Genomic DNA, 12,971 nt, shown 5'->3' with positions numbered 1-12,971 from the left:
TTACATTTCCTTTGTACTCTGTCCCTTATCAGACAAAGGCTTATATGCTGGCTTAGCAATAATATAATCGCGGAAATCATTCGGGTTTCCACTCTCACCAGCTTCAGCAGCCTTTGCAATATTGTACATCTCCCGCGCACTGACATAATGCAGTACGTAGTTTTCTCCATCGTTATACGTGTTCTGTAAATGCTGACACATGCTTGCAAAAGGAGCACCCAGTAACGTATCCATGTCTTCTTCTTGCGTGCCGTGTGTGTGCACCTTAACAAATATCCACTCTGGCCTGCCTTGCACATGAATATCAGATTGCACCCACAAATCTACCCGCTCCGATGTTGGGGGCATACTGGTGCGAATGTCTGAATTCTCGATCTGAGGGAATACGCCTTTTTTTCGGACTTTCCAATTCAGGCCTATTGGCCCGGTAATCATCATCAGGTCACCCCAGGGCTGAGCATTTACCGCAACCGGCTGGCCAATATTGTGCGAGTTAGGAAGCCCCGGCTTGTCTTTGGCATAGTAAATGGCATTGACCATAGCGGGCTGAGTATCACTCGGCGCAGAGGGGAAAGTGAAATCGGCATAACAGCCGGTTTCTTTTAATACAATCAGTTCATCGTTTACACCGCACCAACGTCCGTCTGGGCGGCAGTTGTTCAGGCACCAGTTACCATGTATGAAACTGTAGCTGAGCTTGCCGGTATCGGCATTGCGCACAAAAGCACCATGCTCACGATGCAGCATTTCTGTGAAATCAGTTAGTGTCTTACGTAAGTTATCGCTGGTGTCATTATCATGATGCAGATGCACCTCAATTTCACCAAAACCGCGGTAGCAAAGATCAGATATCTTCGCCAGATGCTCATAGCGATATTCCTCTTCCGGATAATAAAAACAATGCTTCGGAAAACAGCCATCAGCATCTTTAAACTGGCTGGCAATTACCGGGTATTCATTAAACCACCTGTCAACCCTGGCTCTTTCCTGCTCCAATGAAATATTACGTCCCCACTGAGGTTCATAATGATCGACAAAACAAAATAATATGTGTTTTGGCCCATTTACCTGAGCTGGTCTCTTTGAAAGATGGCGGATATAGTTCCACAACCAGTTCTGCATATTCTTCTGACGAACGATTGCCAGAAATGTAAATCCGGCGGCAACAACAATAAATACCAATAACACCCACATTACCTTTCTGTCCTCTGCCAGTTACCCTGAATATTTGTTGAAAAATACCGTTTAAAACCTAGCGCCAATGCATAATTCATTGATACGAAAAACACAACTAACGCCAGTGGCGTTGATAATAGCTTTCCAGCCTTATGCTTCTGATAACCGTAAAACGCCAGTAAATAAAACAGAACCTGCAGAATAAACATCAGCATATACTTGGGTTTATCCAATAAAAAAACATTGCTGACGGCTGCAGCGATCATCATATGCGGTACAAACCAGCGCATAACTTTATGGCTGATGTAGCTGAATAAACGGGCACCATTTTTGGGGCTCAGCAGCCAGGGCATACTAAAACAAGCCTGATAATTACCAAGACCAATCCTGATCCTGCGGCCCATCTCATCCTTAATAGTCGGCGCGCTCTCTTCTGTCGCAATGGCTTCAGGATCATATTTCAGCACGTATCCCTGACGGGCAACATTCATGGCTATTTTATAATCATCAACAATAGTATTGGCAGGCAAAGGCTCGTACAGCGACTGCCTGATTGCGTAGTTAGCCCCATTAGCACCCAAAAGCGCATTAATCCTGGACTCGTGGAACTTCAATAACCGTTCATAGCGCCAATACACACCGTCACGGTTGTTGCCGGTTTCAGCGTCCACTAATTGCAGTTCACCGCATACGGCGCCTACAGCGGGGTCGGAGAAGTGTCTGACCAGACGGCGGATAGTATCAGGTTTAAATACAGTGTTCGCATCGGTTAATACAGTTATCTCGGTCTTAACCAAACTTAGCAGCTCATTCAATACGCTGACCTTGCCGCGATTTTCAGTGAATAAATGCGCCTGTAACCTGGGGTCTTTGATGTCGGCAAGAATGTCTGCCGTGCGGTCTTTGCTGCCGTCAGAGCCGACTAACAACGTAAGCTTATGTTGTGGATAATCCTGACTCAGGATGTTTGTAACGCGCTGAGCTATACAACTTTGCTCGTTGTATGCAGCGATGACCACTGTGACAGCAGGCAGGCTGTCATCGGCAGTGTGCTGGACACTGCGCTGGTTTACACCGCGCCAGATATAGCTGTTATCGCGCCATAGCTGAACCAGTGAACTGGCAGCCATGAGCAGCAGCGGATATATGAAATAACTGTAGAGTATTACTGCGATACTGCCCCAAAACACCCATTCCATGGTTATACTGCCTTTCCTTAATTAACGTAAATATGGCCTGGCCGGCACACCAAGCATCGTAGCCGATTCAGGCGCAGACTTGGTTACTACAGCATTCGCGCCAATCTTCACTTTATTGCCAATATGAACCGGACCAATTACTTTAGCGCCGGCGCCAATGAAAATATCATTACCAAGCACTGGAGAGCGGCCTTTTTCGTCACCAATAACAACACCACTTTCAATGGTAATATTACTCTCCCCCCGCACTTTCGAGTTGATAACCACACCAACCGGGTGCATCAAGACAAAGCCCGGGCCAAAATCTGCCCCTATTCCGATAACACACCCATTGAGCAGTTTATTCAACTGATAACACAGGTAAGCTAGCGGTGATAACTTCATTTCAGCGAGCCAACGCATTAAACGATACAGCACATTTGCACAGGTACCATCGGCCATGACAACCCTTAGCATACTGACATTAGCACCATCTTCATGAAAGATCTGTTGCTTGCGACGTAAATCTGCAATCAGTTTATGCATCTGGCAACAACCCCAGCAGCTGTTCTGCGTTATGTTTCCATTGCCGGTGCTGCTCGATATAGTGCCGCGCATTCGCTCCTACCCGGCGTTGCTGTGCTTTATCAGCAACAAGCTGCAGCACACGTGCAATACAGGCGTTTTTATCATTTGCCGGAAACAACCAACCTGTCTCATTATCTTTTACCACTTCGGTAACAGGTGAAAAATCAGGTATTACCATGCCCTTAGCCATCGCCATAAACTCAAATAACTTCATTGGCGAACCGTAGTCGTTAGAGTCAGGCAAAATGCCATAGTCCATGGCACCTATGTAGGTGGCTATTTCTTCGTGAGCAACGCGGCCGGTCAAAATGATCTGAGATGTTATTCCTGCCTGTTCTATACGCTGTTTTATTGGTTCAAAGCTTACGCCGTCTCCAACCAGCAACAACACTAAATCGGGATACAGTTTGATTTTGTCGGCTATCAGGTCAACAAACCAGTCAATACCATGCCAGTGCACAAAGGCACCGACATAGCCAAGTACCACCTTATCATCAATATTCAGTTTTTCTCTTAACTGCTTTGCAGCCTGCTCATCAATAACAAACTGGTTCAAATCCGCGCCATTTGGTGAAATAACTGAAGGTGCTATGTTGCGATACCCCTCTTTAGCAACTTGCTGAAAGTGCCCGGATATAAAAACCAGTCCGGTCGCATTTCTGAACACCCAGCCTTCTATTTTCCTGGCAAATGCGCGGAAAAAAAGTGGCCGAACCCGATGCACCAGACACGAGTCATTGATTTCTAAGATAACCGGGATGTTCTTTCGTCTGGCCCACCATACAGTGGCAAACATAAACAAGGAGTAACGTTCATAAATGGTCGTGATGTTATGACACTTAACCGCACGGCGCAGCCTTAATACCGCCGGCAAATTGTAAGCTAATTCAAATAACTCAAATACCGCCTCGGGTACATAACGGGTTAAATCTAATAGCCATCTGACAAGGGTGCCTTTCTGTTTTGGCGCAGCGGTGTTGTCATGCTGAGCGCCAGCGGAGGCAGCGCTTCCCGCTTCCGGATCCGCACCGGGAAGCGACAAAATATGCACGCTGTGCCCAAGTGCGCGCAAACCGTTTGTAACCCCCATGATATGCACACCTTCAGCGCCTTTACCACGTGTCCGGTGATGAAACAGAATATTCATATCATGACTCCAGCGACTTCAATTGAAACCCCTGCTGTTGCCATACTGGCAGAAGCTCATCCAATGCCGCTATACAACAATCATTGTCATCATGAAACAACACGATATCGCCAGCAGTAAGAGGGTTGTCCAACAGATTTTTCACGATAACGGCGGGCTCAACTTTCTGATAATCCATTGAATCACGGCTCCAGTGCACAGCTTTGACTCTCATGTTACGCAAGCTAAGTAATACCCGAAAACTCCACTGTCCTCTTGGCGCGCGAAAATGAATGCAAGGCTTGCGCAAGATAGATTCGATGACCTGACCGCTTTGGTTTATCTCGGCCAGCTGAGCTTCATAGGATAATTTCGGCAATGCCAGATGTTGATAACTATGATTTGCGACTGTATGCCCACGTTTGGCAATTTCAGTAACTAGCTCAGGATATTGTTTTGCATTTACACCTATCAGAAAAAAACTGGCTTTAGCGTTATATTTGTCAAGCAAATCGAGCAACCTTGGCGTCACATCTGGATGCGGGCCATCGTCAAACGTTAAATACAGTGCAGGTTCGCCCGAACTGTATTTTCGTCGCAAAATTGATTGAGGTATCAGGCCGCGTAACACACGCGAAATTCCACTTACCCGCATTATTTGTTGTCTCCATTTTTCATTTGCGCCACCCTGGCGCCGACAGCTGATTGCACTGATTCGCTGTTTAATGCTGCCCGTTGTTACATATTCTTATCCAAGCATTTCCAGAATTTGAGCTTTATTTTTCTGCCAGGTAAATTGCGCAGCATGTTGCTGTATAGCGCTGCGCTGCCACGGTTTTTGTAATGCCTGCTTTAGAGCTTCTGCCAACATTACCGGCTCTGCTGACGGTACCAGAATGCCGGTAACGTCTTGCTCAACTATTTCCGGAATGCCACCAACCGCGGTGGCAACTACAGGAGTACCCGCTGCCATAGACTCTAACAGCACATTCGGCACACCTTCATGGTAGCTGGGTAATACCACCAGACTCGCATACTGCATCAATGCAGGCAACTCATTGTGCGCAACGTTACCAAGCAGCATAACCCTCTCAGCTATCCCTTGCTGCTGAATACTTTGCAGCATCATATCCCGCATTACTCCGCTACCTGCAATCACCAGCTGATATTCAGAAAAGCGCTCAGCTATAGCAGTAAACGCCTGCAGCAGTTCCATCACACCTTTGTCTTGCTTTAAATTCCCGACAAACAGCATGTAGGGTTTATCAATCTTACGCTGGTATGTAGCGGAAAATAACGCGTGATCTACGCCATTGTAGATTACCCGGACTTTAGCACCGTCTATCCCTAAACCAACCATTTGCGCTTTGAGCTCTTCCGATACAGAAATGATTGCACTCGCCTTGTTTGCCGCCTGTTTTATCTGTGCTGCCCGGGCGGCTTTCAGTCCATGCATATGGACATCAGAGCCGTGCACTTTAAAGAAGAATATGCAGCCAAACAAAGACGCCAACCAACTGGTTGCTACCGCATCGGGATACGCCCAACTCGCCAGCATCACATCCGGAGCGCGCTTTTTAAGCCAGAAACCGGAGTGCAGAAGCAAAGACAGAAACATAAAAACAGCATAAAAACGCCGTCCTATCTTAGGCATAAAAAAGTATGGCGCATAACGCACACGATCAGACTGCGATATTTTCCTGATGTGCCTGAACCAATCGATAAAGTTCACCGGCACCAATACTGACAGCTCGTACTCTGATTCGAGCAAAGCAAACTGCTGCCGGTTAAAGCTGGCGCGGCCCGGCTCCCACGGTAGCGGATATAGATTAGATACGATAACGAGCTTACGACGTGACATCAGCTTATACCTCGCATACGGTAACTCTGTGCTTACCGGCTGCGGTGAGAGGTATATCGTCAACAACGTTTATTGTCAGCGTCAGCTCGCCCTGGCTATAACGGTTTATTTCGCTGGTAATAGCTGCCCGCTCAGACGCATTCAAAGGGCGTTTTTCCACAATGTTGATAGTCAACGCGTCCAACTTACTCTGACGTACCTGAAATTTATAGATGCCGGGAAACTCTTTGAATAAATGCGGAAAAAGCTCACCCGGAATTAATTTACCAGACGGCGTTTTAATAACGTCAAGCTTACGTCCATCCACACTGGACATAACCGGTAAGGGATTAGCACACTTACACAGGCTGTTGTGTAACGTCGCCCGATCGCCATTCTGATATCTGATTAACGGCATACCGTAATTGAACAGATCTGTCAGCAGGATATCACCACTTTCGCCAAACACCGGCAAACCAGCTTCATTTACCGTCTCAACCAGAAGATGATCACTGTTTATATGCAGTTGTTTGTGCTCTTTGCATTCTGCCGCTATTAGCATCACTTCGCGGCAGCCGTAGGTGTTATACACCTGACAGGCAAAAGCTTGCTCGATAGCTGTTCGCTGATACTCATACAGTGGCTCTGCGCCAGTGAGGATTGTGCCGGGCGAGTGTATTTTGATCTTGTTCTGCAGCAGATGTAACGCCAGCTCATACAGCGGGTTTACATAGGCAACCAGCGCATCAGGCCGGTAAGCATTTATCTGATCGATATATTCATGCAGATTAGCCGGCGACATAGAAAAGGAGTTCAACATTTTCCGGTTGTAAAACCAGTGATATAAGTTTTCCTTCCACCGTCTCGTCAGCGAGGCTTTACCTATACCCGCCCCCCACAAATATAAGGTTCGCTCACCCAGGCCTGCACCAAGCCAGTTATACCCTCGCCACATGACCGCTTCACGCCGGGTATTGCTGTCTTGATTAAGCTCTATAGTAAGAGGTTGCCCGGTCGAGCCGCCGGTCGATTTAATAATATTATGCGGAAAGTTTGTTGCTCTTAACTGCTGATAATTCTGACGAATATCATCTTTTGTCAGTATCGGCAGCTGGCGAAACTGCTGCATGCTGTCCACGGTACGGATGTCGTCAATACCTGCTTTTTGCCAACGCTCACGGTAAAACGGGCACTGCTCAAAGGCGTGATCCAGTAAACGTGTCAGCGCCTGCCATTGTAATTGCTGCAGTGCTTCAGGAGATTTTTTCAGATTACGGCTGTACTCCTTTACATAGCCAGACAGGGGCTTACCTTTTACTTTTGACATAAAAGGCAACGCAACGCCACGCAGTAATTGTGGGTATAGTTTCATGTATTACGCATCCGTTCGCAATTTACAGCAGCGTTGACGCTTGCTACGGCCAGTCACATCTGAACCGCCCACAGAGTATAAACGAAGCTTTCGTCACAACCAATAGTTGATTATTAACGGCTTAAGCGTCAAACTCGGTCGAGGAACTGCTGAGTAGTTTCAGTTTTCTCTCCATTTGCAGATACGGAGTGTCATGGATGACCATCAAGCGTGCCGAAATCTTGTTTACGTTTATTGTACTGCTGTTAGGCTACAGTTTGTTTATTTACCCTCAGGTGATATCAGACTGGCGAACATACAGCTTTGACGATGGCACCTACTCTCACGCTTATCTGATGCCTTTCATTATCGTCACATTGTTATGGCAACAGCGTAATAATCTTGAACTGCGCTTTCACATTGGTTATCTGCTGGCAATGCTATCGGTTGCCGCGATTTTAGCTGTCAGTATTACCGCCCAGCAAGTCAGTATTTTACGGCTGTTGTTCCCGCTTTACGTCATATTGCTATTCTGCACCCTGGTTAGGCCCTCTTTAGCCTTAGTAGTGCCATTAGCCTTGCTATGGTTTATATCGCCGGTTTGGGGCAGCCTCACCGCCCCGCTGCAGTATATTTCCGTTGTTATCACTAAGTTTATTATGCAGCTGACGCATATTCCGGTATATGTCGACGGTAATTTTATTCAAATCCCGCAAGGTGTTTTTGAAATTGCGGAAGGATGCAGTGGCTTACGCTATTTTATTGTATCGCTCGCCCTTAGCACTTTACTGTGTCATCTGCACCTGCGAAAGCTGAAGAATATGCTCTTGCTAACATTCTGTGCAGTCATCGGTGCAATTTTAGTCAATGGTGTCCGTATCGTACTTATCATACTGATCGGTTACTACAGCGATATGCAAAGCTCTATAGTAAAAGATCATAATATGTTCGGCTGGTTTCTTTATATACCCTTTATTGTCGTGCTGTTTTATCTGGTGGGCAAACTGGAGCCTCATCCCGCAAGCGAGGATAAACCTTATGCCACGCAAAGGCTCGCCGCAATGCCACTGGCATTGGTTGTGGGTGCCAGTTTGCTGGCATCAGGTATAAGTATCAAACTGTTGATGGGGCAATTCCCTGTGCTGAACTTTAGCCCGGCTGAACTGACTACAACAAATAAAGACCAAACACCGTCCCCTTATATTCCGGCATACAGCAGAAAAGCGCATAATGTCAGGCACCTGTCAGGTGTTGAAGTGATCGACATAAGCTATCAGTTTGATGGCCGGCATGATGCGAACCGGGCAGACTATTACCTGAATAATATGATTCCTCAAGGCTGGAATAAAGTTAGCAGTGATCTCACCAATAACAGCAGACTTATTTGGTTAAGCGACCACTCAGGTAACAACGCTATATTACAATACTGGTATGAAGCGAACGGTCAAAAAACAGGCTCTGTCGGCGTATATAAACGTAACAGAATCAAGCAGGCGTTGCAGCTGAATGCCAAATCGTCACTTCATTGGCAGTTTATCCGCTGTAGTAGCTTAAGATGCCAGGACGAAGCTAATTTATTGCGTCAATTATTGAATGAATAATGTATCTGACAGCCAGTAACTCCTTAGCTATCAGATGCCACACAGTTACAGGAGCTTTATGAAAACGTTTAATAAAGTATGTGTAGTAGGCTTGGGTTATATTGGTTTGCCTACTGCAGCAGTTATTGCTTCACGCGGAATTGAAGTGCTGGGTGTCGATGTTTCAACTTATGCGGTTGAGACTATTAATCAGGGTAAAATCCACATCGTCGAACCGGACCTGGATATGTTGGTTCAGGCCGCAGTAATGACTGGCAAGCTAAAAGCTGCAACTGTACCTGATACTGCCGACGCTTTCATTCTCGCCGTGCCTACTCCATTTAAAGAAGATAAAAAGCCAGACTTGTCATTTATCGAAGCTGCGGTAAAAAGCATTGCTCCATTTTTGAAAGCGGGCGATCTGATTATTCTCGAATCAACCTCCCCGGTCGGCACCACAGAGAAAATTTCCCGTTGGTTGGCAGAGTTACGCACTGATTTAGTCTTACCTCATCAGGATCCGGACAATGCACAGCTGTATGTTGCTCACTGCCCGGAACGGGTATTGCCGGGACGCATTCTGCAAGAGCTGGTAAGTAATGACAGAATTATTGGCGGTATTACCCCTCGCTGCGCCGAAATAGCAACATCTTTGTATTTGCAGTTTGTACGTGGTGAATGTCTGCAAACAAGCTCAAGAACTGCTGAAATGACAAAATTGACTGAGAACTCTTTTCGAGACGTCAATATTGCCTTCGCCAACGAGCTATCGATGATTTGTGACACATTAAAAATTAATGTGTGGGAACTTATCAAGTTGGCAAACCGTCACCCCAGGGTAAACATTTTGTCACCTGGCCCGGGTGTTGGTGGCCATTGTATCGCGGTCGATCCATGGTTTATCGTTGACTCTGCGCCAGAGCAAGCCAACATGATAAGGCTGGCCAGGGAAATAAACGACTACAAACCTCAGTATGTGATGGATAAAGTTATCAAGGCTGCTGATGAATTTAAACGTCCGGTCATCGCCTGCCTTGGACTAGCGTTTAAAGCAGACATCGATGACTTGCGCGAGAGCCCGGCGGTTAATATCACGCTGGCATTAAAGCAGCAAAACATTGGCGAAATTTTAGTTGTTGAACCTAATATTAAAGCTTTACCCGCTTCATTGTCAGAGCTAAAACCAAATCTGGTGTCACTGCCAGAGGCGATTGAAAAAGCAAATATTTTACTCATTCTGGTTGACCATAAACAGTTTAAAGCACTTAGTCTTGCCGAAGTTGCCCGTAAAATTGTTATCGATACCAGAGGGATATTTGGATAAATATATCAACACAAGGATTGGGATATGAAAAGCTTCACCAGAGTCAGTACGGCAGTCATTATAGGTTTGACGCTTACCGCATGTGGCCAGAAAAGTAGCGATGAGCACTTTGAAGCAGCTCAGACTTTTCTGGCAAACAACCAGTTCAACAGTGCATTGGTCGAACTGAAGTCTGCATTGCAAAAAGACCCGGAACGGGCTGACTACCGGCTGGCCCTGGCGCAGCTATACGTAAAAGTGGGGGCATTGGATGACGCGGTAAAAGAGTATCAGCGTGCTGACCAGTACAGTGCAGATAACTCCGCCTTCGTTCAAGAGTATGTCAAGGTGTTATACCTGAACAGTAACTACAGTGATATCTTAACATTGCTGGAAGATACTTCCGCTTACGCTCAACCTGAACAGGATTATCTGCTAACTTTTAAAGCGCTGGCAGAAGCCGAGCTGGGCGGTACTGAAAATGCTGAGGCGTTATTTAATCAGCTTTCTGCGTCCAGCCAGACAGATGTAGCAGACTTTGCGGCGGCTTTTCAGGCACTGGCGAAGTCTGATCTTGCTGACGTTAAACAAAAGCTCATGCAAATTCCAGAATCTTCTGCACTGTATCAACAGTCACTGTATGTCAGAAGTAAGATTGCACTTGCAGAAAATGACTCGACCACAGCTATCAGCCTGTTAAAAGCGTATGTGGCAGAAAATCCCTATCATTTATTACCGCAATTGTTACTGGCGCAGTCTTATGTAAAAACTGAGCAGTTGCAACAGGCGGATGCAATACTGCAGCCATTGCTGAAGAAAGTACCGCAACAACCGTTGGCAAATTATTTCGCTGCTATTATTGCTTACGATAAAAAAGACTTTGAACAGGCGAGAATACACATAGATACAGCGATAGGCGGCGGATTTAACTCGGCACAAGCGCGCATTCTTGCGGCATTGATCGCAGTTAACTTAAAGTTAGAAAATGTCGCCTTGAGCCACCTGGAAGTCATTAAAGACATCCTGAAACATTACCCTGAAGCTGAAATGCTTTATGCCCAACTCATGCTAAAAGCAGGTAATACAGAAGCCGCACAACAACTGTTGTCAGGAAAAGAACTGCAACAATCTGACATTCAACTACTGGCGGCGACAGCATTCGAGTTGACCAAACAAGGCAGTACTGAAGCCGCTCAAAACCTTTTAGCACAGTACAAATCAGACGAGCCTTTTTCGGCACGAGAGCTACTGACGCTAGGCGCTATACAACTGAAAATGCCCGGTCAGCGCGACACGGCGATACGCTCGCTGGAACAAGCTTTACAATTAGACCCTGCAGCTGATCAGGCCCGTGTGTTATTGCTTACCGCCTACATCAGGCAGCAGGAGTATGATAAAGCGATGGCTTTGGCCGACGAATGGATTGCCAGTACTGAGCGAAGCAGCGCCGGTCATAATATGAAAGCTTATGTCGCTTTGGTCAGTGAACAGCCTGACATCGCTGCTGAACATATAGACCAGGTATTAACGAAGGAGCCTAAGAATAGTTTGGCTCGTCTGTTAAATGCCTCTCTGGCAGCAGCCAAGGGCGATACGACGTTAGCAACACAACGTTTTCAGGCATTACTGGACGATGAACCACAAAATATTCAGGCACTTGAGCAGTATATAGCGCTCAGCCACGGCACAGGTGATAAAACAGATGCATTGCAACGACTGACTAAAGCGCAAAAAGCTGCCCCTCAGGACTATAATCTGGCGTTGATGCTAGCCAGTTTTAAACATAACGAAGGTGCCTACAATGAGGCGCTGGAGCTACTAAATAGCATCAAAGCAGAGCAACGTGAATGGCTACCTATGCATTGGGCCTACCTGATTGATACCCAGTTAAGATTGAATGCACCAGCACAAGCTCTGCAAAGCGCTCAAAGCTGGCATAACCTGCAGCCGGCGTCTAATATGGCGACCCAAGCCTATATGCAGGCGCTATACGCTAACAAAGATTATACAGCTGCGCTCAAACTCGTTGATCAACTACTGGCAGCTCAGCCAGGACATAACCGCTTTATCAACATAAAACTGCAAATTCTTGATGAGGCTGAGCGCAGTCAGCAGCTATTGGAGTTTGTGCACACGCTGCCGGATGATGTACAACAGAAGCCAGAAACACAGTTCTTCGTCGGCAAAGCCCTGACAAGAGAACAAAAGTATTCCGACGCTGTGCAGGCATTGTCTCAAAGCTACGCCAAGCAAGCCAACGTTAAAACTGCCCTACTGCTGGCCGAATTACACAGCAGGCTCGGTTCAACCGATAAAGGCATAGCGCTATTGGAAAAACACATAGCAGCACAAGGCAGCACGCCGACAATACAGGCGATGCTGGCCCAGTTGTCTTTAAATACGGATGCTGATCGCGCAGTTCAAACGTATCAGACTATGTTGAAAGAGCAGCCTGACAATGTGCTGGCACTTAACAATCTGGCTTGGTTAATGCTGGAAAAAGGCAATCTATCTGTCGCGCTGGCACATGCTAAAAAAGCGCACGATCTGCAACCGAAGCATCCGGATATACTGGATACTTACGGCAAAGTTTTACTGGCAACAGGTGATGCAACAAAGGCAAAAGAAATGTTTGAAGCGTCGCTAAACGTCAGACCTGATACAGCACAAGTGCAACTACATTATGCTGAGGCATTGGCAAAAACGGGAAGCAAAGAAAAAGCCCGGGCGGTATTGGAGCAGCTTGCAGACAATCAGGAAGTAGCAGCTCAGGCCAAAGCTTTAATGGCTGAGCTGGGATTGGAAGATTAATGCTGTATCCTAGTTAAT

Annotated in this window: 10 protein-coding genes; 3 read left to right on the top strand and 7 right to left on the bottom strand. The window is 46.5% G+C overall.

The window, feature by feature from the left end; all coding sequences use genetic code 11:
- The 7 genes from AC5SV9_RS17890 to AC5SV9_RS17860 all read right to left on the bottom strand — a co-directional run bounded on the left by AC5SV9_RS17890 (position 1) and on the right by AC5SV9_RS17860 (position 7,280).
- The gene (locus AC5SV9_RS17890) at positions 1-1,194 is read right to left on the bottom strand and encodes a hypothetical protein (RefSeq protein ID WP_475149118.1); all 1,194 of its coding nucleotides are present in this window, start codon (positions 1,192-1,194) and stop codon (positions 1-3) included.
- Positions 1,194-2,375 (bottom strand): glycosyltransferase family 2 protein, encoded by a 1,182-nt coding sequence (locus tag AC5SV9_RS17885; RefSeq protein ID WP_475149115.1) that lies wholly within the window; start codon positions 2,373-2,375, stop codon positions 1,194-1,196. The genes AC5SV9_RS17890 and AC5SV9_RS17885 overlap by 1 nt, the downstream gene beginning before the upstream one ends.
- 21 nt (positions 2,376-2,396) lie before the next feature.
- Complete coding sequence (locus AC5SV9_RS17880; protein ID WP_475149112.1) at positions 2,397-2,900, bottom strand: serine O-acetyltransferase; 504 nt, start codon at positions 2,898-2,900, stop codon at positions 2,397-2,399.
- On the bottom strand, positions 2,893-4,089 hold the full coding sequence (locus AC5SV9_RS17875; RefSeq protein ID WP_475149110.1) for a glycosyltransferase family 4 protein: 1,197 nt from the start codon (positions 4,087-4,089) through the stop codon (positions 2,893-2,895). The genes AC5SV9_RS17880 and AC5SV9_RS17875 overlap by 8 nt, the downstream gene beginning before the upstream one ends.
- Position 4,090: 1 nt before the next feature.
- Positions 4,091-4,723 (bottom strand): polysaccharide deacetylase family protein, encoded by a 633-nt coding sequence (locus tag AC5SV9_RS17870; protein WP_475149107.1) that lies wholly within the window; start codon positions 4,721-4,723, stop codon positions 4,091-4,093.
- A gap of 93 nt (positions 4,724-4,816) precedes the next feature.
- Positions 4,817-5,929: a glycosyltransferase gene (locus AC5SV9_RS17865; protein ID WP_475149106.1), complete on the bottom strand. Its 1,113-nt coding sequence runs from the start codon at positions 5,927-5,929 to the stop codon at positions 4,817-4,819.
- Between the two features lie 4 nt (positions 5,930-5,933).
- Entirely contained in the window at positions 5,934-7,280 is a 1,347-nt protein-coding gene (locus AC5SV9_RS17860) for a phenylacetate--CoA ligase family protein (RefSeq protein ID WP_475149105.1), read from the bottom strand.
- Between the two features lie 197 nt (positions 7,281-7,477).
- Here AC5SV9_RS17860 and xrt point away from each other — a divergent pair, with 197 nt between their 5' ends.
- The 3 genes from xrt to prsT are packed head-to-tail and all read left to right on the top strand — an operon-like array spanning position 7,478 to position 12,953.
- On the top strand, positions 7,478-8,860 hold the full coding sequence (xrt, locus tag AC5SV9_RS17855; RefSeq protein WP_475149101.1) for an exosortase: 1,383 nt from the start codon (positions 7,478-7,480) through the stop codon (positions 8,858-8,860).
- Between the two features lie 58 nt (positions 8,861-8,918).
- Entirely contained in the window at positions 8,919-10,163 is a 1,245-nt protein-coding gene (wecC, locus tag AC5SV9_RS17850; RefSeq protein WP_475149099.1) for a UDP-N-acetyl-D-mannosamine dehydrogenase, read from the top strand.
- A 24-nt stretch (positions 10,164-10,187) separates the two neighbouring features.
- Positions 10,188-12,953, top strand: a complete 2,766-nt coding sequence (gene prsT / locus AC5SV9_RS17845; RefSeq protein ID WP_475149096.1) for an XrtA/PEP-CTERM system TPR-repeat protein PrsT — start codon at positions 10,188-10,190, stop codon at positions 12,951-12,953.
- Positions 12,954-12,971 lie beyond the last annotated feature (18 nt).

This window comes from Rheinheimera sp. ATLC3 (assembly GCF_059429535.1).
This window is presented reverse-complemented; position numbering and strand designations above follow the sequence as displayed.

What these genes read in the sequence shown, in the direction of transcription:
- AC5SV9_RS17885 (WP_475149115.1), bottom strand. Translation starts at nt 2,375, where the DNA reads ATGGAATGGGTGTTTTGGGGCAGTATCGCAGTAATACTCTACAGTTAT.
- AC5SV9_RS17890 (WP_475149118.1), bottom strand. Translation starts at nt 1,194, where the DNA reads ATGTGGGTGTTATTGGTATTTATTGTTGTTGCCGCCGGATTTACATTT.
- wecC (WP_475149099.1), top strand. Translation starts at nt 8,919, where the DNA reads ATGAAAACGTTTAATAAAGTATGTGTAGTAGGCTTGGGTTATATTGGT.
- AC5SV9_RS17860 (WP_475149105.1), bottom strand. Translation starts at nt 7,280, where the DNA reads ATGAAACTATACCCACAATTACTGCGTGGCGTTGCGTTGCCTTTTATG.
- AC5SV9_RS17880 (WP_475149112.1), bottom strand. Translation starts at nt 2,900, where the DNA reads ATGCATAAACTGATTGCAGATTTACGTCGCAAGCAACAGATCTTTCAT.
- AC5SV9_RS17870 (WP_475149107.1), bottom strand. Translation starts at nt 4,723, where the DNA reads ATGCGGGTAAGTGGAATTTCGCGTGTGTTACGCGGCCTGATACCTCAA.
- prsT (WP_475149096.1), top strand. Translation starts at nt 10,188, where the DNA reads ATGAAAAGCTTCACCAGAGTCAGTACGGCAGTCATTATAGGTTTGACG.
- AC5SV9_RS17875 (WP_475149110.1), bottom strand. Translation starts at nt 4,089, where the DNA reads ATGAATATTCTGTTTCATCACCGGACACGTGGTAAAGGCGCTGAAGGT.
- AC5SV9_RS17865 (WP_475149106.1), bottom strand. Translation starts at nt 5,929, where the DNA reads ATGTCACGTCGTAAGCTCGTTATCGTATCTAATCTATATCCGCTACCG.
- xrt (WP_475149101.1), top strand. Translation starts at nt 7,478, where the DNA reads ATGACCATCAAGCGTGCCGAAATCTTGTTTACGTTTATTGTACTGCTG.